Source organism: Rothia sp. HMSC076D04, from assembly GCF_001814645.1.
In the GTDB taxonomy this organism is placed as follows: Bacteria; Actinomycetota; Actinomycetes; order Actinomycetales; family Micrococcaceae; genus Rothia; species Rothia mucilaginosa.
This window is the reverse complement of record NZ_KV817370.1, coordinates 190,912-217,569: the sequence shown is the minus strand read 5'-3', so window position 1 is coordinate 217,569 and position 26,658 is coordinate 190,912. Positions and strand designations below refer to the sequence as shown.

General features: G+C 58.2%; 15 protein-coding genes. All 15 read left to right on the top strand.

Going from position 1 to position 26,658, the window contains the following annotated elements:
* The first annotated feature begins 6 nt into the window (after positions 1-6).
* The 15 genes from HMPREF2980_RS07075 to HMPREF2980_RS07005 all read left to right on the top strand — a co-directional run bounded on the left by HMPREF2980_RS07075 (position 7) and on the right by HMPREF2980_RS07005 (position 26,605).
* Positions 7-1,386, top strand: a complete 1,380-nt coding sequence (locus HMPREF2980_RS07075) for a molybdopterin molybdotransferase MoeA (RefSeq protein ID WP_070677587.1) — start codon at positions 7-9, stop codon at positions 1,384-1,386.
* Between the two features lie 106 nt (positions 1,387-1,492).
* Positions 1,493-1,993: a cyclic pyranopterin monophosphate synthase MoaC gene (moaC, locus tag HMPREF2980_RS07070; RefSeq protein WP_049341109.1), complete on the top strand. Its 501-nt coding sequence runs from the start codon at positions 1,493-1,495 to the stop codon at positions 1,991-1,993.
* Between the two features lie 56 nt (positions 1,994-2,049).
* Positions 2,050-2,568: a MogA/MoaB family molybdenum cofactor biosynthesis protein gene (locus HMPREF2980_RS07065; protein ID WP_049341111.1), complete on the top strand. Its 519-nt coding sequence runs from the start codon at positions 2,050-2,052 to the stop codon at positions 2,566-2,568.
* Complete coding sequence (locus tag HMPREF2980_RS07060) at positions 2,558-3,064, top strand: molybdenum cofactor biosynthesis protein MoaE (RefSeq protein ID WP_049341113.1); 507 nt, start codon at positions 2,558-2,560, stop codon at positions 3,062-3,064. The genes HMPREF2980_RS07065 and HMPREF2980_RS07060 overlap by 11 nt, the downstream gene beginning before the upstream one ends.
* Before the next feature lie 113 nt (positions 3,065-3,177).
* Positions 3,178-4,371 carry a ThiF family adenylyltransferase gene (locus HMPREF2980_RS07055; protein ID WP_049341115.1) on the top strand — a complete coding sequence of 398 codons (1,194 nt, stop codon included), beginning with the start codon at positions 3,178-3,180 and terminating at the stop codon, positions 4,369-4,371.
* Positions 4,372-4,449: 78 nt separating this feature from the next.
* Positions 4,450-8,169: a nitrate reductase subunit alpha gene (locus HMPREF2980_RS07050; protein WP_049341117.1), complete on the top strand. Its 3,720-nt coding sequence runs from the start codon at positions 4,450-4,452 to the stop codon at positions 8,167-8,169.
* Positions 8,169-9,782, top strand: a complete 1,614-nt coding sequence (gene narH / locus HMPREF2980_RS07045; RefSeq protein ID WP_005504921.1) for a nitrate reductase subunit beta — start codon at positions 8,169-8,171, stop codon at positions 9,780-9,782. The genes HMPREF2980_RS07050 and narH overlap by 1 nt, the downstream gene beginning before the upstream one ends.
* 3 nt (positions 9,783-9,785) lie before the next feature.
* Positions 9,786-10,526 carry a nitrate reductase molybdenum cofactor assembly chaperone gene (gene narJ / locus HMPREF2980_RS07040; RefSeq protein WP_005504922.1) on the top strand — a complete coding sequence of 247 codons (741 nt, stop codon included), beginning with the start codon at positions 9,786-9,788 and terminating at the stop codon, positions 10,524-10,526.
* A 26-nt stretch (positions 10,527-10,552) separates the two neighbouring features.
* Positions 10,553-11,386, top strand: coding sequence for a respiratory nitrate reductase subunit gamma (narI, locus tag HMPREF2980_RS07035; protein WP_049347293.1), 834 nt, complete (start codon positions 10,553-10,555; stop codon positions 11,384-11,386).
* A gap of 30 nt (positions 11,387-11,416) precedes the next feature.
* Positions 11,417-12,637, top strand: a complete 1,221-nt coding sequence (locus HMPREF2980_RS07030) for an MFS transporter (protein ID WP_049353781.1) — start codon at positions 11,417-11,419, stop codon at positions 12,635-12,637.
* Between the two features lie 286 nt (positions 12,638-12,923).
* Positions 12,924-15,764 (top strand): aminomethyl-transferring glycine dehydrogenase, encoded by a 2,841-nt coding sequence (gene gcvP, locus HMPREF2980_RS07025; protein WP_070691032.1) that lies wholly within the window; start codon positions 12,924-12,926, stop codon positions 15,762-15,764.
* 172 nt (positions 15,765-15,936) lie between these two features.
* Positions 15,937-17,055, top strand: a complete 1,119-nt coding sequence (gene gcvT, locus HMPREF2980_RS07020; RefSeq protein WP_070687282.1) for a glycine cleavage system aminomethyltransferase GcvT — start codon at positions 15,937-15,939, stop codon at positions 17,053-17,055.
* 276 nt (positions 17,056-17,331) lie between these two features.
* Positions 17,332-18,828: an L-serine ammonia-lyase gene (locus HMPREF2980_RS07015; RefSeq protein WP_070691029.1), complete on the top strand. Its 1,497-nt coding sequence runs from the start codon at positions 17,332-17,334 to the stop codon at positions 18,826-18,828.
* Between the two features lie 257 nt (positions 18,829-19,085).
* Complete coding sequence (gene rpoB, locus HMPREF2980_RS07010) at positions 19,086-22,592, top strand: DNA-directed RNA polymerase subunit beta (protein ID WP_005504932.1); 3,507 nt, start codon at positions 19,086-19,088, stop codon at positions 22,590-22,592.
* Positions 22,593-22,702: 110 nt separating this feature from the next.
* Positions 22,703-26,605, top strand: a complete 3,903-nt coding sequence (locus HMPREF2980_RS07005) for a DNA-directed RNA polymerase subunit beta' (RefSeq protein ID WP_070691026.1) — start codon at positions 22,703-22,705, stop codon at positions 26,603-26,605.
* Positions 26,606-26,658: the final 53 nt, after the last annotated feature.

Below are 26,658 nucleotides of genomic sequence, written 5' to 3'. Positions count from 1 at the left end.
ACCGCCATGATTTCCCCCGAATTCAATGGAACCCCCAGCACCGAGGAATACCGCGCCTACCTGGCGCTACTGTTGCGTGAAGTCTTCATCGGCACCGCAGAAACGGTTCCCCTCTACCACGCGGCAGGACGCATTCTCGCCCAAGACGTCACCGCACGCATGGACGTGCCCAGCTTCGACAACTCCCAAATGGACGGCTACGCCCTCACCGCGGCAGCCGTTGACCGCGAGGACCGCATCTTCACCGTCGGCCGCGAGATTCCCGCAGGGCGTCCGCTGCAGCGCTCCCGCTCCTCCGACGACCTGACCTACCCCATCATGACCGGCGCACCCATCCCCAAGGGCTACGACGCCGTCATCCCGGTCGAGCAGTCCGAACGTATCGAATACCCGGACCTGCCCGAATCCTTCGGCCGCCCCAGCGAAAAGGTCAAACTCGCCACCGGCAAACCCGGACAGTTCGTACGCCGCCGCGGCGAAGACGTCGTCACCGGCCAGGTACTCGCACGCGCCGGTGAACGCATCACCCCGGCTCTGCTCGGTGCGCTCGCATCCCAGGGTTATGCGCGCCTGACCGTCGCGGCAGGCCCCCGCGTGCTCGTATGCACCGGCGGCGACGAGATTCTTTCCGGTGTTGAAGAAGACGGCACCGCTACCTCGCAGGAGCTGGCTCAGGGGCAGATTTTTGACGCGAACGGGCCCATGCTGACCGCTATGCTCCGTGAAGACGGCGCTGAGGTGCGCCGCATCGCTATTGGTGATAACCCCATCGAGTTGCTGCACCGTCTCGCGGCAGAATACGAGAGCTTCGCGCCGGACATCATCATCACCTCGGGCGGTATTAGCCACGGTAAATACGAAGTGGTGCGCAACGCCATCGCCAAGGCACACGAAGCCGACATCCTGGTGCCCGTCTCCTGGTTTGGTCACGTGAGCCAGCAGCCCGGCGGACCGCAGGGCGTAAACGTTCTCGACTTCAAGGGCCATCGCGTGCCCATGATTTCCTTCCCCGGCAACCCGGTGAGCACCCTCATCTCGTACGCGCTGATTCTGCGCCCCTACCTGCGTGCAGGCGGCCCCTACGGTGTGCCCTATGCGGTTGCCTCCGAACAGGCAACCCTGAACAACGCACCGCGAGGCGTGCTCGTCACCGAAACCCCGATCACCGCCCCGGCAACCAAGCGCCAGTTCCTGCGCGGAACCCTCGGCATGGTCGAGGTCGAGCCCGGAACCTACCGGGTGGAACTCTACCCCGACGTGCTCTCCGGCTCGCACCTGTTACACCGCGCCGCACAGGCGGACGTGCTCATTGAGCTGGCGCCCGGAACCACCTACACCGGGGGAGAAGCGGTACCCTACCACCGCATCCGCCTCACCGATAACTAAGCCCCCGCCCCGCATTGTTCCTTGGTCGAACGACAAGGAATAATTGAGACTCACACTAAGTAACGATTCGCGGCAGAAGAATACCGCGCAGAAGCCAGGAGAAACGATGACCTCTACCTCTCAGCCCAACCAGGAACTGACTCACGTGCGCGCCGACGGCTCGGCACACATGGTGGACGTTACGGAGAAGTCAGTTACCACCCGCACCGCCCTGGCTGAAGCAACCGTGCGCACCCGCGAAGACGTGATTGCCATGATTTTTGACGCTGACCTGCCCAAGGGCGACGCTCTTCCCGTTGCACGTGTTGCCGGCATCATGGGCGCTAAGCGCACCCCGGAAATCATTCCCCTCTGCCACCCGCTGCCCCTGGGCAAGATCACGGTGGACTTTGAGCGCGGCACCGACTTCGTGCGTATTGAGGCCTCCGTGAAGACCCGCGGCGTCACCGGCGTAGAGATGGAGGCGCTCACCGCCGTCTCCTCGGCGGCACTGACCGTTTTCGACATGATCAAGGCAGTCGATAAGTACGCCGTAATTACCGATATCCGTGTTCTGGAGAAGAGCGGCGGCAAGTCCGGCGACTGGTCCGTCCGCGAGGAATCCTAAGCTACGGCGGTGCACCGCCCCCACCGTCATCTGATAGATACAGAAAAGGAAAGCCAATGAGTAGCGAAGACTACACCATGCCCGAGAACCTCACCGGTCTGGTTATTGTCGCCTCCACCCGCGCAGCCCGCGGCGTGTACGAGGATAAGTCCGGCCCCATCGCCGTGGAGTGGCTGCGCTCGCGCGGCTTCGACACCCCGGATGCCGTGGTCATTGAAGACCGCGATATTGTCGAGTACTTCAACACCCTGGTGACCGAAGGTAAGAAGAACGGTAACCTGCCGACCTTCATCCTGACCAGCGGTGGTACCGGTCTGAACTCTGACGACCAGACCGTGGAGGCGGTTCGCCCCCACCTGGACAAGGAAGTTCCCGGCGTTATGCATGCCTTCTGGATGAACGGTCTGAAGAACATTCCCGCGGCGGTGCTTTCACGCGGCGTGGCGGGCGTCATTGACCGCACCTTCGTGATGACCCTGCCCGGTTCGCGCGGTGGCGTGAAGGACGGCGTGGCAACCCTCGACCCGCTTGTTGAGCACATTTGCCGTCAGATGGAGGACTACCATGACCACTAAGCCGCAGAACGAAGAATCCCTGGACCATTCGGGTGCGCACGGTGTTGAGCCGAGCGGCTCGACCGTGGTGTTCACCGATATTACGGAGGCGCCCCTGGAGCCGCTGTACGCTGCGGCTAAGGCTGAGGTCATGACCGACGCCATGGGTGCGCTGGTAATTTTTGACGGCATTGTGCGCAACCATGATCACGGTAGCGCGGTGCGCGGGCTGTCCTATAGCGCGCATCCGCAGGCTCGTGAGTATATTGCGGAGGTTGCCGCCGAGGTTGCTGCCGAGCTGGACGGTGTGCGTCTGTGGGCTGTGCATCGTGTGGGTCCGATTGCTATTGGTGAGTCGGCTCTGACCGTGATGGCGGCGGCTGCTCACCGTGGCCGCGCGTTTGATGCCTGTGAGCTGGTGGCTGACCGGGTGAAGGCTCGTGTGCCGATTTGGAAGGAACAGGAACTGCTCGATGGAAGCATCGAGTGGGTTGGTGTGGACACTTCGCCTGCTTAGCCTTCTGAATATTCTGATATCTCTATATAAGCCTGTCAGGGGGATTTCTCTCGGGCAGGCTTATTCTCCTTGAAAGCTCAAGTCACCTCTACTACTAGACGCGAGGAATCCCTATGTCTTCTCAGCCTTCAACCGGCACGGGCGAGCTCTCTGCCGCTGAGCGTGCGTTCTATTCTCGTCAGCTGATTCTGCCCGAAATGGGCTACGAGGCTCAGCTGGCGCTCAAACGCGCACGCGTGGTGGTGCTGGGTGCTGGCGGTTTGGGTGCTCCCGCGCTGCTGTACCTGGCGGGTGCCGGGGTCGGTCAGATTGTGGTGGTTGATGATGACGTCGTGGATGCCTCGAATCTGCACCGCCAGGTGATTCATACGCACGCCAGAGTGGGTAATTCTAAGGCTGAGTCTGCCGCAGAGTCTTTGCGCTCGCTGAATCCTTTTATTGAGGTTGTGCCTGTGTGTGAGCGTTTGACGGAGGTGAATGTTGATGAGCTTCTGTCTGGTGCTGACCTGGTGCTGGATGGTAGCGATAATTTCGAGTCGCGTTATGTGGTGTCGGCGGCGGCTGCGCGTGCTGGAATTGCGCATGTATGGGCTGCGATTCTTGGTTTTGATGCGCAGCTGAGTGTGTTTTGGGCTGGTCGCGGTCCGGTGTATGAGGATTTGTACCCTCATGCTCCTGCTGCCGGTAGCGTGCCGTCGTGTAGTACTGCTGGCGTGGTGGGTGCTATGGCTGGCGTGGTGGGTGCTGCGATGGCCATGGAGGCAGTGAAGCTGCTGACCGGGGTGGGGGAGCCGCTCATGGGTGAGGTTGGCCTATATTCGGCATTAAGCGGAAGGTGGGAATATATACCTCTTGTAGCTAGCGTGCAAGCTGTACCTAAGAAAAGCGCTGTTTTGCCCCAAGAAACGAGTCATAAGCCCAAAAATCATGTAACAATTCGTAATATTTCTCAGGATTTTACAAGCTCTTCTGCTGACTCGAAACCCCGCTCGATGAGCGCTCAGGACCTTAAAAAGATGTCATCGGGTGAAAATATTGCCCTTTTGGATGTCCGTGAGCAGGTGGAGTTCAATGCCTTTGCGATTGACGGTGCCATTAACCTGCCCCTCACTGAATTGCTTGAAGCGGCTCGAAATGACTCTCTCAAAGCCCTGATTGAGCGTAAAATCCCCGCAAATGCCCAGAAAATCGTTATTTACTGCACCGGATACACCCGAACGGTTGAGGCGGCTCGTGAAATAGCGCCCCTGGAGGAGCGTTCTGTGTACATGCTTGAGGGTGGAATTTCCGCCTGGCTTACGGTCTAAAGCACCCTTATTTCGTATGAATTAGGCAAGGTTTTTATCTCGTATTTTCCATGCCAAATTTCCGATATATTGGGCAGTATGGAACAAGCATCACAGATTAAGGGCCCGGACGGCCCCCTTACCGATCAGCTGATCAAGTTCGGTAAGTTCTTCTCCCGCTGGGATGAGACTGAAGACGGCCGCGCCGTCTTCCGTGAAGGCGGCCGCGAAGGTGACGCCTTCTACCGCGACCGTTGGAGCCACGATAAGGAAGTTCGCTCTACCCACGGCGTGAACTGCACCGGCTCCTGCTCCTGGAAGGTGTACGTCAAGGACGGCATTATCACCTGGGAAGCACAGGAAACCGATTACCCCTCGGTTGGTCCCGACCGCCCCGAGTACGAGCCCCGCGGTTGCCCCCGCGGTGCAGCATTCTCGTGGTACACCTACTCTCCCACTCGCGTTAAGTACCCCTACGTTCGCGGTCTCCTGCTGGAGATGTACCGCGAAGCGAAGGCAATCCACAACGATCCCGTGGACGCCTTCCACTCCATCGTGTCCGACCCCGCCAAGCGTGCACGCTACGTGAACGCACGCGGTAAGGGTGGTCTGGTGCGCTCGACCTGGGCTGAGGCTCTCGAGCTGATGGCTGCTGCTCACGTGCACACCATCAAGTACTACGGCCCCGACCGTAACACCGGCTTCACCCCGATTCCGGCAATGTCCATGGCGTCCTTCAGCGCGGGTGTTCGCTACATCCAGCTGGCCGGTGGCGTCATGACCAGCTTCTACGACTGGTACGCTGACCTCCCCGTGGCTTCCCCGCAGGTCTTCGGCGACCAGACCGACGTTCCCGAGTCCGGCGACTGGTGGGACGCTGCATACCTCATCATGTGGGGTGCAAACGTTCCGCTGACCCGTACCCCGGATGCTCACTGGGTCTCCGAGGTCCGCTACCGCGGTACCAAGGTTGTCACCGTGAGCCCCGACTACGCCGACAACACCAAGTTCGCTGACGAGTGGCTGCCCGCCCAGGCAGGTACCGACGCGGCACTGGCAATGGCGATGGGCCACGTCATCCTTAAGGAGAACTACGTCGACCAGCGTGTCGAGTTCTTCGAGGACTTCTCCCTGACCTACACCGACCTTCCCTTCCTGGTCACCCTGGAAACCCGTGAAGACGGCATTAAGGTTCCCTCCAAGTTCCTGACTGCAGCTAAGCTCGCTGGCGAGGCTGAGCAGCCGAACGCTGACTTCAAGCCCGTCCTGATGGACCGCGAGACTGGCGAGGTCTTCGTGCCCAACGGCACCATGGGTCACCGTTACGCTCAGGAAGACCAGGGCAAGTGGAACCTGGATTTGCAGGGTCGTAAGCCGATTCTGTCGATTCGCGACCTGCCTCAGGGCCAGTCCGCAGCGGTTGAGATTAAGATGCCGACCTTCGATAACCCGAAGGGTCACGGCGACGTCATTACCCGCGGCGTGCCCGTAACCTACGTTGATGGTCACGAAGTTACTACCGTCTTCGATATCATGCTGGCACAGTACGGTGTGGGCCGTGAGGGTCTGCCCGGTACCTGGGCTAAGGACTACGAGGACTGGAACGTTCAGAACACCCCGGCATGGCAGGAGCAGATTACTTCTGTCCCCGCCGAGGCTGTTATTCGCGTTGCCCGCGAGTTCGCCAAGAGCGCCCTGGATTCCGGCGGCCGCTCCATGGTCATCTTCGGTGCAGGTATCTGCCAGTGGTACCACGCTGACACCACCTACCGCGCTATCCTCGCTCTGCTGAACCTGACCGGTTGCCAGGGTCGCAACGGTGGCGGTTGGGCTCACTACGTGGGCCAGGAGAAGGCACGTCCTCTGACCGGTCTGACCAACATTGCGAACGCTCTGGACTGGAGCCGCCCGCCGCGTCACATGATCGGTACCGGCTTCTGGTACATGCACACTGACCAGTTCCGTCAGGACGCATACTCCACCGACTACCTGCAGTCCCCGCTGGCTAAGGGCGAGCTGCGCGACGTTCACACTGCTGACGTTGTGGCACGTTCTACCCGTATGGGCTGGATGCCGTTCTACCCGCAGTTCCCCGAGAACTCGCTGGATCTGGCAGACAAGGCAGAGCAGGCAGTGGCACGCGGCGAGGCTTCCTCGAACGCGGACTACATTGCACAGCGCCTGAACTCCGGTGACCTGGAGTTCTCCGTTGAGGACGTTGACAACCCCGTCAACTGGCCTCGTACCCTGACCCTGTGGCGTTCGAACCTGTTCGGTTCCTCCGCTAAGGGTGAGAGCTACTTCCTGAAGCACCTGGTCGGTAGCATGGACAACGTCCAGGGCTCCGACTCGGAGAAGCTGCCGAACGAAGTGAAGTGGGTTGAGGACGCGCCTCAGGGCAAGCTGGATCTGCTGGTCACCTCGGACTTCCGTATGACCTCCACGACCCTGCTGTCTGACATCGTTCTGCCGACTGCTACCTGGTACGAGAAGCACGATATCTCCTCGACCGATATGCACCCGTTCCTGCACGCGTTCTCCCCGGCAATTGACCCGCCGTGGGAGGCAAAGACCGACCACGAGACCTTCAAGGCACTGGCGTTTGAGTTCAGCCGCCTGGCTAAGAAGCACCTCGGCGTCCGTAAGGACATCGTTTCGGTCCCGCTGTTGCACGACACCCCCGGCCAGATTGCTCAGCCCGGCGGTCACGCACCCGACTGGAAGAACACCCCCGGTATGGTGGGCGTACCCGGCAAGAACATGCCGAACTTCGTCACCGTCGAGCGCGACTACGGCGCACTGTACGACATGTACACCACCGTTGGCCCGCTGTTCGATAAGCTCGGTGCAACCACCAAGTTCATCACTTACGACCTGAAGGACGAAGTCGCGAAGATGGCTAAGGAATTCGGCGTGATGGACTCCGGTAAGGGCGCAGGCCGTCCGGCACTGGATACCGACGTGAAGATTTCTGAAGCAATCCTCATGATTTCCGGTACCTCCAACGGTGAGGTCGCTGTCAAGGGCTTCAAGGAGCTTGAGAAGCAGACCGGTCTGCACCTGATGGACCTGGCAGAAGGTAACGAGGAACGTCGTATCACCTTCCCTATGACCCAGGCCGCACCGCAGCCCGTGATGACCTCCCCCGAGTGGTCCGGTTCGGAGACCGGTGGTCGCCGTTACGCTCCGTTCACCGTCAACATCGAGAAGAAGAAGCCGTTCCACACCCTGACCGGCCGTATGCACTTCTTCCTCGACCACGACTGGATGCACGAAATGGGCGAGGCTCTGCCGATTTACCGTCCGCCGCTGGATATGACCGGCCTGTACAACGAGCCTGAGCTCGGTACTACCGATGGTGTTTCGGTTGCTGTTCGCTACCTGACCCCGCACAACAAGTGGGCAATTCACTCGCAGTACTTCGATAACCACTACATGCTGAGCATGTTCCGTGGCGGTCCGACTGCATGGATGAGCCCGCAGGACGCTGAGAAGATTGGCGTCAAGGATGGCGAGTGGATTGAGTGTGTGAACACCAATGGTGTCTTCGTCGGCCGTGCGGTTGTTTCGCACCGTATGCCCGAGGGCGTTTGCTACGTCTACCACGCTCAGGAGCGTATGGTTAGCCCGAAGTCTGAAGTCACCGGTAAGCGCGGTGGTATTCACAACTCGGTGACCCGTATTCTTCTGAAGCCCACCCACATGATTGGTGGCTACGCTCACCAGGCGTTCGCCTTCAACTATCTTGGACCGACCGGTAACCAGCGAGACATCGTCTCGTACATCCGTCGCCGTAAGTCCCAGGAGGTAACTTTCTAATGCGCGTTATGGCACAAGTTGCTATGGTGATGGCGCTCGATAAGTGCATCGGCTGCCACACCTGCTCCGTGACCTGTAAGCAGGCATGGACGAACCGAGCCGGTACCGAGTACGTCTGGTTCAACAACGTTGAGACTCGTCCCGGCCAGGGTTACCCCCGCCGTTACGAGGATCAGGAGAAGTGGAAGGGCGGCTGGGTGCTGAACAAGCGCGGTCGTCTGGAGCTCAAGAGCGGTAACCGCTTCCAGAAGCTCTTCACGATCTTTGCTTCCCCGATTCAGCCCGAGCTGAACGACTACTACGAGCCCTGGACCTACGATTACCAGAACCTGACCAGTGCTCCTCTGGGTGATGACTTCCCGGCTGCTAAGCCGGTCTCCCTCATCACCGGTGAGGACACCAAGGTCGAGTGGGGTATGAACTGGGACGACAACCTGGCTGGTGCGACCGAGTACGGTCACCTGGACCCGCTGGTTGAGAAGGTTCGCAAGAAGGCTGAGGACAAGATTAAGTTCGAGTTCGAGCAGACCTTCATGTTCTACCTGCCTCGTATTTGTGAGCACTGCTTGAACCCCTCCTGCATGGCTTCTTGCCCCTCCGGCGCTATCTACAAGCGCGCTGAGGACGGTATCGTTCTGGTTGACCAGGACCGTTGCCGCGGTTGGCGTCAGTGCATCACCGGCTGCCCCTACAAGAAGGTGTACTTCAACCACAAGACGGGTAAGGCTGAGAAGTGTACCTTCTGCTACCCCCGTATTGAGGCTGGTATTCCGACCGTGTGTGCTGAGACCTGTGTTGGTCGTATGCGCTACATCGGTATCTTCCTCTACGATGCAGACCGCGTGACTGAGGCTGCTTCGGTTGAGGATGAGAAGGACCTCTACGAGGCTCAGCTGTCGCTGATGCTTGATCCTTCGGATCCGGCTGTGATTGAGCAGGCTCGTAAGAACGACATCCCCGATGCGTGGATTACTGCAGCTCAGAAGTCGCCCGTGTACAAGCTGGCGAAGGAGTGGAAGGTGGCCCTGCCCCTGCACCCCGAGTACCGCACCATGCCGATGGTTTGGTACGTGCCGCCGCTGTCTCCGATTGTTGACCTGCTCAAGGAGCAGGGCCACGATGCAGAGAACAGCAACAACCTGTTCGGCGCTATTGAGTCTCTCCGTATTCCGGTTGAGTACCTGGCTGAGCTGTTCACCGCTGGTGACACTGAGGTTGTTACTAACGTTCTGCGCCGCCTGGCTGCGATGCGTTCGTACATGCGTGACATCAACCTCGGTGGCGAAGGCAACGAGGAGATTGCTCAGGCAGTTGGCATGACTGGTCAGCAGGTGTACGAGATGTACCGCCTGATGGCTATCGCTAAGTACAACGAGCGTTACGTCATTCCGAAGGCTCACATGGAAGACGCCCACAACCTTGAGGAAATGGGCTGCTCCCTGAGCGTGGATGGCGGACCCGGCATGTACGGCGATGCGTTCAACGACATGGAGGGTCGCCCGACCCCCGTGTCCACCGGTGTCTACGAGGCTAACAACAAGGTCAGCTTGTTCAGCTGGGATGGTTCTTCCCGTCCTGACGGCCTCTTCCCGAATACCACCGGAAAGAAGTAATAAGTGGCTGGATTCTTTTCCAAGCTCATGGGCAAGGCCGGTTCCGAGGCTACTGTCTCGGAGCCGGCTCAGCCGGAGAACCCGTTTGATATCGATTACGGTCCCGGCGAGGATAAGGACTCGGTGATTTACCAGGTGAGCGGTATGCTCCTGGGCTACCCCGATGAGGAGACTCTGAAGGTTCTGCCTGAACTGGTGGAGATTACCGCTTCCACCCAGGATGAGGCTTTCATTGCTGCCGTTGATGCGGTTCAACAGTGGCTGACTTCTAAGGACCTGGAGGATGTGCAGTCCGAGTACGTGCAGGAGTACGACCTTTCGCGTCGTCATTCTCTGCATCTGTCCTACTGGACCGATGGCGATACCCGCCGCCGTGGTGAGACTCTTCTGCGTTTTAAGCAGATGTACCGCGACTCCGGTATGTTGACCGTTTTGAATGGTGAGCTTCCGGACTACCTGCCGCTGGTGCTGGAGTTCTGTGCGTTGGTGGATCGCCGTAAGGGCCGTTCCGCTTTGCAGGCGTACCGTCCGTCCCTTGAGCTTCTTCGTCTGTCCATGAAGGACGGAAATCTGCCCCACTACGGGTTGTTGCAGAGCATCTGCGATACCCTTCCTGGCGTCTCTCCGCAGACTCAGGAGGAGGTCCAGAAGATGGCTGGCTACGGCCCTCCCGTCGAGACTGTTGGCCTGAATGGCTACGCTGATCATCAGCTGCTCCAGCAGGCTTCGGCTCGTTCTAACTAGTTTTATCCCTTGTGAGGAGACAACACGTGTACGTACTTGCTTCTGAGAACGCAGGACATGCTGCACAGGCTGTAGCCGATCCGGGTATTGTTGACATCCTGCTGTGGGGCGTTCTGCCCTATGTTGCACTGGTCATTCTGATTGGTGGCACCATTTGGCGTTACCGTACTGACCAGTTCGGATGGACTACCCGCTCGTCCCAGGTCTATGAATCGAAGCTGTTGCGCATCGCTTCGCCCCTGTTCCATTACGGTCTTGCGGCCGTTTTCCTTGGCCACGTTGGTGGTCTGGTGGTGCCTAAGGCATTCACCGACCTGGTCGTTTCGGATGACACTTACCACATTGTGGCGCTGGTCGGCGGTTCTGTTGCTGCGGTCGCAACCATTGTTGGTATGTTCGTTCTGATTGGTCGCCGTGTTTCGAACTCTCGTGTGCGTTCGGCTACCACTCGTAATGACGTTTTCATGTATGTCGTTTTGGTTCTGGTGATTCTCGCCGGTACTGCGGCTACTCTGATTTCGGCAGTGAACCCCTCGGGCGGTTTGCCTCCGGTGAATGGTCACGAGGTTCACTTCAACTACCGTGAGACCATTTCTGTGTGGTTCCGTTCGCTGTTCTACTTCCACCCTGAGGTAGCTTTGATGGTGAATATTCCCGTGGCTTTCAAGATTCACATCGTGGTGGCTATGGTTCTGTTCATCATTTGGCCCTTTACCCGCCTGGTGCACGCACTGACTGTGCCCCTGCACTACCTCTTCCGCCCCTACACCGTGTACCGCTCTCGTGGCGGCCAGCGTGTTGGTGCACGTCGAGGTTGGGATCCGGTAGGTACTCTCCCGCGTGAGCGCGCCGACCGCTAATACACATATCCATATTGCAAAAGAGGAAATATGAGCACCCCTGTTGCACCGAGCTACGACCTGAAGAATGGTCAGCTCCGTAACGTTCTGCTGGCAACGTTCATCTCGACCATCGGCTTCTGGGCTTGGACTATTGTTGGTCCGCTGGCCAAGCTGTACGCCAAGCAGATGCACTTGGACGCTGGTATGACCAGTGTTCTGGTGGCTATGCCGATTTTCATCGGCGCTATCGGCCGTATTCCCGTTGGTGGTCTGACTGACCGCTACGGTGGTCGTATTATGTTCACCGCTGTTCTGGCGATTAGCGCACCCCTGGTCTTCCTGGTTGGTGTTGCTGGTCAGATGAACTCGCTGCCCATGCTGCTTGTTGTGGCGTTCTTCCTGGGTATTGCGGGTACCGTGTTCGCTGTGGGTATTCCCTTCAGTTCCGCATGGTATGACGCTTCCAAGAAGGGTTTTGCGACCGGTGTGTTCGGTGCCGGCATGGTGGGTACTGCAATTTCTGCATTCGCTACCCCCCGCCTGGTGCAGGGTATTGGTTACTTCCAGACTCACGTTCTGATTGCTGTTATCTGTGCTGTAACCGCTGCTATCTCTTTCTTCTTCTTGAAGGATTCTCCGGCAACCATCGGCCGTGAGGTTACTCCGCTGATGCCGAAGATTGTTCAGGCATTCAAGGTGAAGACCACTTGGCAGCTGTGCTTCCTCTACGCTGTTGTGTTCGGTGCGTTCGTGGCATTCTCGAACTACCTGCCCACTTACCTGAGCAACATCTACAACTTCAACGCTAACGACGCTGGTATGCGTGCGGCTGGCTTCGCGGCTGCTGCCGTGATTGCTCGTCCCTTCGGTGGTGTGCTGGCTGATAAGTTCGGTCCGAAGATTATCACCCTCATCTCCCTGGGTGGTGTGGTGATCCTGGCAGTTATTACCGCGTTCCAGCCTGATGCTGAGCACGTGTATGGTGCTGTTTTCATCCTGATGGCTGCTCTTCTGGGTCTGGGCCACGGCTCGGTCTTCGGCTGGGTGGCTCGTGCGGCTGATCCGAAGAACGTTGGTGCGGTGTCCGGTGTGGTTGCTGCTGCTGGCGCTCTGGGTGGTTTCTTCCCGCCGCTGGTGATGGGTGCAACCTATAACCAGGCTGAGAACAACTACTTCATCGGTCTGATGCTGCTGGCTGTGACTGCGGCTCTGGCTTTCCTGTCGGCATTCCTGGTGCCGCACGGTGGCAAGCCCAACCACGCTAAGTAGGTTCTTCTAGTACATCCTTCTGCAGGATGTATGCGAAGTTTGCTTTGACTGAGTCCGGCTCGTTTTCTCTTCGGAGGGAACGAGCCGGACTTTGTGCTTTTCTGCTGTTTTGTCCTCTAACAGGGGTGGGCTTTGGCGGGGCAGAAGAGTTTGATGTTTGGGCATGTCGAATGTTGGTAAAGCTAGCGAAACTTTGTGGAGATGTGGGACACTTTAAAGTGTTCGACTCGTCGCAATAGCGCGACGTGACCCCTCTACGGTTTGCGCCGACCAATAGGAGAATCCTATGTCCTTTATTGATCGTCATCTCGGCCCCCGTTCCGCAGACGCAGAGCAGATGCTCGAAACCCTGGGATACTCTTCCCTGGATGCGCTGATGGACGCTGTCGTCCCCTCCCAGATTCGCCTTGACGGCGAATTGCAGTTGCCTGCTCCGCTGTCGGAGCATGAGGCTCAGGCAAAGATTGCCGGCTATGCTGCGAAGAATAAGGTTCTCGCCCAGATGATTGGTGCCGGATACTACGATGCAGTAACTCCCGCGGTTCTGCGCCGTAATATTCTGGAAAACCCCGGTTTCTACACTTCTTACACCCCGTACCAGGCTGAGATTTCTCAGGGCCGTCTGGAGGCTCTGCTGAACTTCCAGAACACCGTGATGGAGCTGACCGGCCTGGAGATTGCAAACTCCTCCCTGCTGGATGAGGCATCCGCAGTAGCTGAGGCAGCTGTCATGATGCACCGTGCGAACCGCAAGGTGAAGAACGGCTTCTTCGCGATTGACTCCCGTTGCCTGCCTCAGGTTATTTCGGTGACTCGCGGCCGTGCAGAGATGCTCGGCATTCCCTTCGTCATTACTGATTTCTCTGAGGGTCTGCCCGAGGGCGACCTGTACGGTATCGTCCTGGCGTACCCCGGCAATGAAGGCGATATTCGCGATATTGAGCCGCTGATTAAGGCCGCTAAGGAGCGTAACGCCCTGGTCACTGTGGTCGCTGACCTGCTGGCTCTGACCCTGCTGAAGTCTCCGGGTGAGCTGGGCGCTGATATCGCTGTGGGTAACACTCAGCGTTTCGGTCTGCCCTTCTTCTTCGGTGGCCCCCACGCTGCTTACATGGCTGTTCACAAGGGTATGGAGCGTACCATGCCTGGCCGTCTGGTGGGTGTTTCTAAGGATTCGGCTGGTAAGCCTGCATACCGTCTGGCTCTGCAGACTCGTGAGCAGCACATTCGCCGTGAGAAGGCTACTTCCAATATTTGTACTGCTCAGGCTCTGCTGGCGATTGTTGCTGGTGCTTACGCGATGTACCACGGTCCTGAGGGTCTGCGCGCTATCGCGAACCGCCTGCACACTAATGCCGCTCGTGTTGCTACCGCGCTGAAGTCTGCGGGCTACGGTATCGCTCACGATACTTTCTTCGACACCGTCGTGGTGGAGGCTGCTGGCCGTGCCGACGAGCTGGTTGCGAAGGCTCTGGAAGCTGGCGTGAACATCCGCCGCTTCGACGAGAACCGCATCGGTATTTCCGTGGGTGAGTCTCACGGTGAGGAGCTGCTCAAGGGCCTGGTTGAGGCTCTGGGCGGCACCCTGGGCGAGGCAGATGCACAGTACGATCTGCCTGCTGAGCTGCTGCGTACCGATGAGTACATGCAGCACCCGATTTTCCACAAGTACCGCTCCGAGACCGAGATGATGCGCTACCTGCGTCACCTCGCTGATAAGGACCTGGCTCTTGACCGCACCATGATTCCGCTGGGTTCGTGCACCATGAAGCTGAACGCGGCTGCTGAGATGGAGCCCATCTCCTGGCCTGAGTTCGCGAACATTCACCCGCTGGTCCCGGAGGATCAGGCTGAGGGCTGGCACGAGCTGATTAAGGACCTGACTGAGTGGCTGGTTGCTATTACCGGTTACGATGCTGTGTCCCTGCAGCCGAACTCGGGTGCAACCGGTGAGTACGCTGGTCTGCGCGCTATCCGTTCCTTCCACGAGGCTAACGGTGACCACGAGCGCGATACCGTCCTGATTCCGCTGTCTGCTCACGGCACCAACGCGGCATCTGCTGCTCTGGCTGGTCTGAAGGTTGCCGGTGTGGCAACTGCGGCTGACGGCTCGATTGATGTTGATGACCTGAAGGTCAAGATCGAGAAGTACGGTCCCAAGGTTGCCGGCATCATGATTACCTACCCCTCCACCCACGGTGTGTTTGAGGAGCAGGTTGCTGAGGTTTGCCAGCTGGTTCACGAGGCTGGCGGCCAGGTGTACCTGGATGGCGCGAACCTGAACGCTCAGATGGGCTTCGCTCAGCCCGGTAAGTTCGGCGGCGACGTTTCGCACCTGAACCTGCACAAGACCTTCTCCATTCCTCACGGTGGTGGCGGCCCCGGTGTTGGCCCGCTGGCTGTTCGTGAGCACCTGGCGAAGTTCCTGCCCGGTGACGCATACCGCGCTGATGCTGAAGGTAAGCTCCCCAACGATGCTGCACTGCCGATTTCGCAGGCGTTCTTCGGTTCTGCCGGCGTTCTGCCGATTAGCTGGATGTACATTGCGATGACTGGTGCTCAGGGTCTGAAGGACTCTTCGCAGTACGCGGTTCTGAACGCTAACTACATTGCGAAGAAGCTCAACGACAAGTACCCGGTGCTGTACACCGGCCCCGGCGGTCTGGTCGCTCACGAGTGCATCCTGGACCTGCGTCAGCTGACCGATCAGTCTCACGTGACTGCTGAGGATGTCTGCAAGCGTCTGATGGACTTCGGCTTCCACGCTCCGACCCTGGCGTTCCCGGTTCCGGGCACCCTGATGGTTGAGCCGACTGAGTCTGAGTCGAAGGAAGAGCTGGACCGCTTCATTGAGGCAATGGAGACCATCTACGATGAGATTATCGAGGTGGCTGAGGGCAAGGTCGCTGTGGAGGATTCGGTTCTGCGCAACGCACCGCACACCGTTGATGTGGTGAGCGCTGATGAGTGGGATCGCCCCTACAGCCGTACTCAGGCAGCTTTCCCTGTCCCGAGCCTGCGCGCTAATAAGTACTTCACTTCGGTGGGTCGTATTGATGGCGCTGGCGGTGACCGTAACTTCGTGTGCGAATGCCCCCCGATGGAGGCTTTCGACCTGGAAGCATAAGGAGCCTATAACGCTCCTGGGTAGGCTGTAGCGGTCTACCTGCCTCACCCGTCCTCAGGTTCCTGGGGGCGGGTGGGGACCGCCTCCGCAGCGTATCTCGTGTCTGTGGGGGTGAACTAAATCTACGACGATTGAACGATAACAGCACAAGGCTGTGCGTGAGGAGAATCTAATGTCCCCCAAGAAGACCTCTCTGTACTCTGTCCATGAGAAGCTTGGCGCTTCTTTCACCGACTTCGGCGGCTGGGATATGCCCCTGAAGTACGCTAATGACGTTGCTGAGCATGAGGCGGTCCGTACTCGTGCCGGTATTTTCGACCTGTCCCACATGGGTGAGTTCCGTGTGACCGGTCCGGATGCGGGTGCGTTCCTGGATTACGCTCTGGTGTCGAATATGTCCATCCTGAAGGTCGGTAAGGCAAAGTACTCGATCCTGGTCAACGACAAGGGCGGCGTCATTGACGACCTGATTACTTACCGTCTGGGCGATGAGGAGTTCATGGTCGTTCCGAACGCTTCGAACATTGACACTGACTTTGCTGCGATGAGCGAGCGCCTGGGCGATTTCAACGTTGAGTTCGTGAACGAGTCGGATCAGACTTCTCTGGTGGCTGTTCAGGGTCCTCGTGCTGAGGAGATTCTGCTGGCTGCTGGTGTTTCTGATGAGGAGGCTGTCCGCGAGCTGAAGTACTACGCTTCGGTGCCGCTGACTGTTGCCGGTGTTGATGTTCTGCTGGCTCGTACCGGTTACACCGGTGAGGACGGCTTCGAGCTGTTTGTTCCGAATGAGAACGCTGTTGAGCTGTGGGATAAGCTGGCTGCTGCTGGTGAGCCTTTTGGTATGATTCCTGCCGGCCTGGCCTCTCGTGACTCCCTGCGTCTTGAGGCTGGTATGCCGCTGTACGGTCATGAGCTGGGTCTTGAGATTACTCCGTTTGAGTCCGGTCTGGGCCGTCTGGTCGAGATTGCTCTGGAGAAGAAGGCGGCTGACTTCGTTGGTCGTGAGGCTTTGGCTGAGCTGGCTAAGAGCGAGTCGAAGCGTATCCTGGTTGGTTTGAAGGCTCAGGCGAAGCGTCCTGCTCGTGCCGGTTCTAAGCTGGTGGATGCTGAGGGCAATGAGATTGGTGAGGTTACCTCCGGTATTCCTTCCCCGACTCTGGGCTTCCCGATTGCTATGGCGCTGGTGAACCGTGAGTTCTCTGAGGTTGGTTCTACTGTGGATGTTGATATCCGCGGTAAGCGTGCTCCGTTTGATGTTGTGGCTCTGCCGTTCTACAAGCGTGAGAAGTAAGAGTTTTTCTGCAGGTAATCTGTAGGGCAGAGGCGTCGTGTCCTGTGTGGGCACGGCGCCTTTTCTGCGCCGTGAGGTGGGCGTTGAGCGGCGGGGGAGGGTGTGAGGTGTTCTGAGCCTTAGTTTGTGCTGGTTCTGAAGTGCGTTAGGATTAGAGCGGCCAGTCAAAGGTGATTGTCCGCACTTATAGACCGCAGGTTGATGTGTGGTTCCTCCGTTGAGGGGCGCGTATCTTTTGGTGCGGTGCACAGACATTATTTATTTGAAGGACAGAACGTGGCTATTAACCAGAGCGCACCCAGTAGCGCCCAGAAGAAGGCAGAGGCTCTGCCGTATGACATCAGTGTTTTTGAGATGTTCAGCGTTGGTGTGGGCCCTTCGAGCTCGCATACGGTGGGGCCGATGCGCGCTTCGAACCGTTTTGTGGCGGAGCTGATTGATGAGGGTCTGCTGGACCGTGTGACGGGTGTGCATGTTGACCTGTATGGTTCGTTGGCGGCTACGGGTGCTGGTCACGGTACGATGAGTGCTGCGTTGAAGGGCCTGTGTGGTTTTGTTCCGGAGACTATCAATATCGCTGATTCTGAGGCGATGATTGAGCGCAATAGCGTGGATGGTACTTTGCCGCTTGCTGGTTACCCGTCCTCTGCGTACGGTGTGACTGCGCCCGGTGGTGAAGGGCAGAAGGTGTACGGCCCGGTGGTGAATTACCGTGAGCTGGATATGACTCTGCGTCCATTGACGGTTCTTCCGCGTCATACGAACGGTATGAAGATTGCGGCGTTTGCGGGTGAGCAGCTGCTGTTGGAGCGCACTTACTATTCGATTGGTGGCGGTTTCATTGTTGAGGGTGATGAGGAGGCGACCGGTTGTGCGTCGCTGATGAACCCTCCGTATCCGTTTGGTTCGGCTACTGAGCTGCTGGAGATGGCGAATGAGTCTGGTCTGTCGATTGCGCAGTTGAAGATGACGAATGAATGTTCTCTGCGTTCGGAGCAGGAGGTCCGTGATGGCATCTTGCATATCTACCGTGTGATGAAGGAGTGCATTGGCTCTTCTCTGGCGCGTGTGGGTTATTTGCCGGGGCCTCTGAAGGTGCGTTGCCGTGCGGGTGCGTGGCATCGTGATTTGATGGTGGAGGATCCTTCGAAGTCTCCTGAGTTCGCTATTGACTGGGTGAACCTGATTGCTTTGGCGGTCAATGAGGAGAACGCTTTTGGTGGTCGTGTGGTGACTGCTCCGACGAATGGTGCTGCGGGTATTATTCCTGCGGTGCTGCATTACGCGATGAATTACACGCAGGGTATCCGCCATTGCGGTCAGGCTGCTCGTGATCAGGCGGTTGTTGATTTCTTCTTGGCGTCTGCTGCTGTGGGTGTGCTGTATAAGAAGCGCGCGTCGATTTCTGGTGCTGAGGTGGGTTGCCAGGGTGAGGTGGGCAGTGCCTCCTCGATGGCTGCTGCTGGTTTGGCGCAGGTGATGGGTGGTACTCCCGAGCAGGTCGAGAATGCGGCTGAGATTGCGATGGAACACAACCTGGGTCTGACGTGTGACCCGGTGGGTGGTTTGGTGCAGATTCCGTGTATTGAGCGTAATGCGATGGCTGCGTCGAATGCTGTGACGGCGGCTCGTATGGCGTTGCGTGGTGATGGTACGCACCGTGTGTCGTTGGATCAGGTGATTGAGACGATGCGTCAGACCGGTTTGGATATGTCTCACCGCTATAAGGAGACGTCTATGGGCGGTTTGGCTGTGAATGTGGTGGAATGCTAGGTGCATGCCGTGGCAGGTTTGCACTCCTGATGTGGGTGTGGTAGACAGAAAGGCTTTCTTCCTGTATTGTTAGTATTTACGCTTTCCCTAACCTTTGTGCCTTCATATAGCGGTGGGCACGGGCTGAAGGTGACGTTTTTCCGTCCGACTCTATAGCTTCGAGCACCGTTTTATTCGGGGGCTGAGGTTGTCGTGTCGCCGGTAATGTCGCCGGGAGGCTGATTGCTAACAGACATGTCTGTGGAAGGATCCCCATTTTGGTCGCTTCGAGCACCTCTAACCATGACGCCGCTAACGGCGCAGAGAACGTCTCGCGCCGAATTTCATTCGCGAAGATTAACGAACCGCTGAAGGTTCCCAACCTGCTTGCTATCCAGACCGATAGCTTCGACCGCCTCGTTGGTAACGAGCGCTGGGCGGAGCGTCTGGAGAAGGCGCAGGCTGCTGGTGACACTTCTGTCCCCGCTCAGTCCGGTCTGGCTGAGATTTTTGAAGAAATCTCCCCGATTCGTGACTTCCAGGAGACTATGCAGCTCTCCTTCTCTGAGCCTGAGTTTGCTGACCCCAAGTACTCTGTTGAGGAGTGCAAGGACCGTGACGCAACCTACTCGGCTCCGCTGTACATTAAGGCTGAATTCATGAACCTCGCTACCGGCGAGGTCAAGCAGCAGACCCTGTTCATGGGTGACTTCCCCCTGATGACCGAGGCCGGTACCTTCGTTATTAACGGTACTGAGCGTGTGGTCGTTTCTCAGCTGGTGCGTTCCCCCGGTGCTTACTTCGAGAAGGCTCCGGACCGTACCTCCGATAAGGACATTTACTCTGCCCGCGTGATTCCTTCCCGCGGTGCATGGTTCGAGCTTGAGATTGATAAGCGCGACCAGGTTGGCGTGCGTCTGGACCGCAAGCGTAAGCAGTCCGTGACTGTTCTGCTGAAGGCTCTGGGCTGGACCGAGTCCAAGATCCTGGCTGAGTTCGGTCAGTACGACTCCATCCGCGCAACCCTGGAGAAGGACTCCGTCAAGGACCGCGACGAGGCTCTGCTGGACATCTACCGCAAGCTGCGTCCGGGTGAACCCCCGACGGTTGAAGCTGCCCAGGCTCTGCTGGACAACATGTACTTCACCCCGCGTCGCTACGACCTGGCGAAGGTTGGCCGTTACAAGCTGAACCGTAAGCTCGGTGTGGACGTTCCCATGGATTCTCCCGAGGCTTCCGTTCTGAGCCAGGACGACATCGCTCAGATGATTCGTTACCTCTGCGCTCTGCACGCAGGCGAGACCAGCATCCCCGGCGTCCGTGACGGCGAGGAGATCTCCCTCAAGATTGATATCGACGACATCGACCACTTCGGTAACCGTCGTATCCGCACCGTGGGCGAGCTGATTGAGAACCAGATCCGTACCGGTCTGTCCCGTATGGAGCGCGTGGTTCGCGAGCGCATGACCACCCAGGACGTGGACGCTATCACCCCGCAGTCCCTGGTGAACATCCGCCCCGTCGTGGCGGCTATCAAGGAGTTTTTCGGTACTTCTCAGCTGTCGCAGTTCATGGACCAGAACAACCCGCTGGCAGGTCTGACCCACAAGCGTCGTCTGTCCGCACTGGGCCCGGGCGGTCTGTCCCGTGACCGTGCAGGCATGGAAGTTCGAGACGTCCACCCCTCGCACTACGGTCGTATGTGCCCCATTGAAACCCCTGAAGGCCCGAACATTGGTCTGATTGGTTCGCTGGCAACCTACGGTCGCATCAACTCCTTCGGTTTCATTGAGACCCCCTACCGCGTGGTGACTGATGGCCGCGTGACCGATGAGGTCCGCTACCTGACTGCTGACGACGAGAAGTCTGTTGTTATCGCACAGGCAAACGCACCGCTGAACGCTGACCGCACCTTCGCTGAGAACGAGGTTCTCTGCCGTGCGGGCGATGGTTCTGGCGAAGCTGTTCTGGTTGCTCCCGGCGCCGTTCAGTACATGGACGTCTCCCCGCGCCAGATGGTGTCTGTTGCTACCGCTCTGATTCCTTACCTGGAGCACGACGACGCTAACCGAGCACTGATGGGTGCTAACATGCAGCGTCAGGCTGTGCCCCTGCTGGAGTCTGAGGCTCCCGTGGTTGGTACCGGTATGGAGAAGTACGCAGCACTGGACTCCGGTGACTCCGTGCTCGCGAAGAAGCCCGGTGTGGTTTCCTCCGTGGACGCTAAGACCGTTATCGTCCGTAACGACGACGGCTCTGTCTCCACCTACCCGATCATGAAGTTCTCCCGCTCGAACCCGGGTAACTGCTACAACCAGCGCGTTGTGGTGAAGGAAGGCCAGCGCGTCGAGTACCGCGACGTTATTGCTGATGGCCCCTCCACCGACGGTGGCGAGCTGGCACTGGGTAAGAACCTGCTCGTGGCATACATGCCGTGGGAAGGCCTGAACTACGAGGATGCAATCATCCTCTCCCAGCGCATGGTTTCTGAGGACGTGCTGACCTCGATTCACATTGAGGAGCACGAGATTGACGCCCGCGACACCAAGCTGGGCCCCGAGGAGATTACCCGCGACATTCCGAACGTGTCCGAGGATGTTCTCTCGGCTCTGGACGAGCGCGGCATCATCCACATCGGTGCTGAGGTTGAGGCTGGCGACATCCTCGTCGGTAAGGTCACCCCCAAGGGCGAGACCGAGCTGACCCCCGAGGAGCGCCTGCTGCGCGCAATCTTCGGCGAGAAGTCTCGCGAGGTTCGCGACACCTCCCTGAAGGTTCCTCACGGCGAGTCCGGTACCGTCATCGGTATCCGTATCTTCGACCGCGAGAACAACGATGAGGACGATCTGCCCCCGGGCGTGAACCAGCTGGTCCGCGTGTACGTGGCTCAGAAGCGTAAGATTACCGACGGCGACAAGCTTGCAGGCCGCCACGGTAACAAGGGTGTTATTTCCAAGATCCTGCCGATCGAGGATATGCCCTTCCTGGAAGACGGTACCCCCGTGGACGTCATCCTGAACCCGCTGGGCGTGCCCGGTCGTATGAACATTGGTCAGGTTCTGGAAGTCCACACCGGTTGGCTGGCTAAGCAGGGTTGGAAGATTGAGGGCGAGCCCGAGTGGCTTAAGCACATGCCGAACTTCCCGAAGGAATCCGGCCCGACCCGCCTCGCAACCCCGGTGTTCGACGGTGCCCACGAGGACGAACTGTTCGACCTTATGGACCACTCGAACCCGAACCGCGATGGTGACCGTCTGATCAACCGTTCCGGTAAGGCACGTCTGATTGACGGCCGTTCCGGTGAGCCGTTCCCGGATCCGATTTCGGTTGGTTACCAGTACATCCTGAAGCTGCACCACCTGGTGGATGACAAGATTCACGCTCGTTCCACCGGTCCGTACTCGATGATTACCCAGCAGCCTCTGGGTGGTAAGGCGCAGTTCGGTGGTCAGCGCTTCGGTGAGATGGAAGTGTGGGCGCTGGAAGCATACGGCGCCGCATACACCCTGCAGGAAATCCTGACCGTCAAGTCCGATGACGTGGCGGGCCGTGTGAAGGTTTACGAGGCTATCGTGAAGGGCGAGAACATCCCTGAGCCGGGTATCCCCGAATCCTTCAAGGTTCTTATCAAGGAAATGCAGTCTCTGTGCCTGAACGTCGAGGTGCTCTCCACCGACGGCAAGATTATTGAGATGAGCGACTCGGAGGAAGAAGGCTTCCGGGCAGCAGAAGATATGGGCGTGAGCCTGACCCACGACGAGCCTAGCTCCGTCGACGAGGCATAAGCACCGCCTCCTTCTAGGGTGGGGAGCCCCGCATGCGCTCGCGTGCGTTGTGGGGTTCCCGCCCGCTAACCCAAGTCTTCAGAAACTTACAGAAAGAGATTAGGACCGATATGTCCAACGAATCTTCGCTTGGTTTGATGCGAATTGGCCTCGCCACCGCCGACGACATCCGTCGTTGGTCTTTTGGTGAGGTTAAGAAGCCCGAGACCATCAACTACCGTACCCTGAAGCCCGAGAAGGACGGTCTCTTCGACGAGCGTATCTTCGGCCCCACCAAGGACTGGGAGTGCTACTGCGGTAAGTACAAGCGCGTGCGCTTCAAGGGCATTGTGTGTGAGCGCTGTGGTGTTGAGGTGACCCGCTCTAAGGTACGTCGTGAGCGTATGGGTCACATTGAGCTGGCTGCTCCTGTTACCCACATTTGGTACTTCAAGGGTGTTCCTTCCCGCCTGGGTTACCTGCTGGATCTGGCTCCGAAGGACCTGGAGAAGGTCATTTACTTCGCTGCGTACATGATCACTAAGGTTGATGAGGAAGCTCGTCATGAGGATCTGCCGATGCTGCAGGCTGCTCACGACCGTGAGAAGCAGGAGCTTGAGGCTGCTCTGAACGCTGATGTGAACGCTATTAGCCGTGAGGTTGAGGCGGAGCTGGCTCGTATTGAGGCAGAGGGCGGCAAGGCTGCTGAGAAGCGTAAGCTGCGTGATAACGCTGAGCGTCAGCTCGCGTCGGTGCGTAAGCGTTACGAGCGTGAGGCTGAGCACCTGGATCGCGTGTGGGATCGCTTCAAGAACCTGAAGGTTGCTGACCTTGAGGGTGACGAGGCTCTGTACCGTTCCATGATTGATAAGTACGGTCTGTACTTTGAGGGTGCGATGGGCGCAGAGGCTATTAAGAACCGTCTGGAGTCCTTCGACCTGGAGGCTGAGTCTGAGGCTCTGAAGGAGATCATTCAGACCGGTAAGGGTCAGAAGAAGACCCGTGCTCTGAAGCGTCTGAAGGTTGTTAACGCCTTCCTGACCACTAACAACTCCCCGCTGGGTATGGTCCTGGATGTTGTTCCGGTTATTCCGCCGGAACTGCGTCCGATGGTTCAGCTGGACGGTGGCCGTTTCGCGACCTCCGACCTGAACGACCTGTACCGTCGTGTGATTAACCGTAACAACCGTTTGAAGCGTCTGCTGGAGCTGGGTGCTCCCGAGATTATCGTGAATAACGAGAAGCGTATGCTGCAGGAAGCTGTGGACTCGCTGTTCGATAACGGTCGTCGCGGTCGCCCGGTGACCGGCCCCGGTAACCGCCCCCTGAAGTCTCTGTCTGACATGCTGAAGGGTAAGCAGGGTCGTTTCCGTCAGAACCTGCTCGGTAAGCGTGTTGACTACTCGGGTCGTTCCGTGATTGTGGTTGGTCCTCAGCTGCAGATGCACCAGTGTGGTCTGCCCAAGCAGATGGCTCTGGAGCTGTTCAAGCCCTTCGTCATGAAGCGTCTGGTGGAGCTGAGCCACGCTCAGAACATTAAGAGCGCTAAGCGTATGGTTGAGCGTTTCCGCCCGCAGGTTTGGGACGTTCTGGAAGAGGTTATTGCTGAGCACCCGGTTCTGCTGAACCGCGCACCTACCCTGCACCGCCTTGGTATTCAGGCGTTTGAGCCGAAGCTGGTTGAGGGTAAGGCTATTCAGCTGCACCCGCTGGTTTGCTCCGCGTTCAACGCTGACTTCGACGGTGACCAGATGGCAGTTCACCTGCCGCTGTCTCCCGAGGCTCAGGCTGAGGCTCGTATCCTCATGCTGTCCTCGAACAACATCCTGAAGCCTTCGGACGGCCGCCCTGTTGCTGTCCCCTCGCAGGATATGATCATTGGTCTGTACCACCTGACCAGCCCCCGCGATGGTCAGAAGAACGAGGGTCACGCATTCTCCTCGGTGGCTGAGGCTCTGATGGCGATGGATCGTCACGAGATTGAGCTGTACACCAAGGTGAAGATTCGCCTTGATGGTGACCAGTTCGTTGCTCCCGAGAATTGGGAAGCACCGGAGGGTTACCAGCCCGGCGATTCTGTGCTGCTGGACTGCACTGTTGGTCAGGTTCTGTTCAACCAGGCTCTGCCGAAGGATTACCCCTGGTTCTCTGGCGTGGCAGATAAGAAGGGCCTGGGTAGCCTGATTAATGATCTGGCTGAGCGTTACCCGATGGATGTTGTGGCTCGTGCTCTGGACAACCTGAAGAACTCCGGTTTCTACTGGGCTTCTCGTTCGGGCGTGACCGTGGCTGTTTCCGATATTGCTACTCCCGCTGCGAAGCCGGCAATTATGGAGCGCTACGAGAAGCAGGCTGCTGCAATTCAGGACGACTTCGAGATTGGTACCATCGATGACGAAGAGCGTCGTCAGGAGCTGATTAAGGTTTGGACCGAGGCTACCGACGTGGTTGCAGAGGCTATGCGTGAGAACTTGAGCTCTCACGGTGGTCTGAACACCATTTACCGTATGGTGACCTCCGGTGCACGTGGTAACTGGATGCAGGTCCGTCAGATTGCGGGTATCCGTGGTCTGGTGTCGAACCCGAAGGGTGAGATTATGCCTCGCCCGATTAAGTCCTCGTACCGTGAGGGCCTGTCGGTTCTGGAGTACTTCATCGCGACCCACGGTGCACGTAAGGGTCTGGCTGATACCGCGCTGCGTACCGCTAACTCGGGTTACCTGACTCGTCGTCTGGTGGACGTTTCGCAGGACGTTATCGTTCGCGAGCACGACTGTGGCACTCGCCGCGGTCTGGTTCTGCCTCTGATTGATGAGGATGGCGGTCTGCACCAGGATGTTGAGACTTCGATTCACGGTCGTACCCTTGCGGTTGACGTGAAGGACGAGGCTGGCAACGTTCTGGCTGCTGCTGGTTCCGATGTCTCTGATGAGCTCATTGAGAAGCTCTTCAAGGCAGGCGTGAAGGATGTTCGCGTCCGTTCGGTTCTGACCTGTGAGTCCGCTATTGGTGTGTGTGCACTGTGCTACGGTCGTTCGATGGCTTCGAACGTGCTGGTGGACATTGGTGAGGCTGTTGGTATTATTGCGGCTCAGTCGATTGGTGAGCCCGGTACCCAGCTGACCATGCGTACCTTCCACACCGGTGGTGTGGCTTCGGCTGACGATATTACTCAGGGTCTGCCCCGTATTCAGGAGCTGTTCGAGGCTCGTACCCCCAAGGGTGTTGCCCCGATTTCTGAGGTGTCTGGTCGCGTGACCATTGAGGATACCGAGAAGTCCTACAAGATTGTGGTGACCCCGGACGATGGTTCCGAGCCCCAGTCCTACACTGTTCTGCGTCGTGCGGCTTCTAAGCTGCAGAACGGCGATCACGTTCAGGTTGGCGATCAGCTGGCTACCGGTTCTGTTGATCCGAAGGAGGTTCTGCGTATTCGTGGTCCTCGTGAGGCTCAGAAGCACCTGGTGAGCGAGGTTCAGGGCGTGTACAAGTCGCAGGGTGTGGAAATCCACGACAAGCACGTTGAGGTTATTGTTCGCCAGATGCTGCGTCGCGTGACCGTGATTGAGTCCGGTGATACCGATCTGCTGCCTGGTGAGCTGGTTGATAACATTGCTTTCCAGACTGCTAACCGTAAGGCACTGGTTGAGGGCAAGAAGCCCGCAGCTGGTCGTCCGGAAATGATGGGTATTACCAAGGCTTCGCTGGCTACCGAGTCCTGGCTGTCGGCGGCCTCCTTCCAGGAGACCACCCGCGTCCTGACTCAGGCTGCTATGGAGGCGAAGACTGACCCGCTGCTCGGCCTGAAGGAGAACGTGATCATCGGTAAGCTGGTTCCCGCCGGTACCGGTCTGGCACGTTACAACGATATTGAGGTTGAGCCCAGCGCCCAGGCTACTGCTGAGCGTATGCAGGCTCTGGACACTTTCGGTGGCTACCAGAGCGCGTTCCAGATGGATAACGAGGTGTACACTTACGGCAACGGCGGCTTTATGGCTGTTTCGCTGGATGAGTACGGTCGTGGTCTGGACTAAGGCTTCTGCCGTGAGGGGTAGGTTGGGGGTTTAGGCTCCCGGCCTGGTCCTTG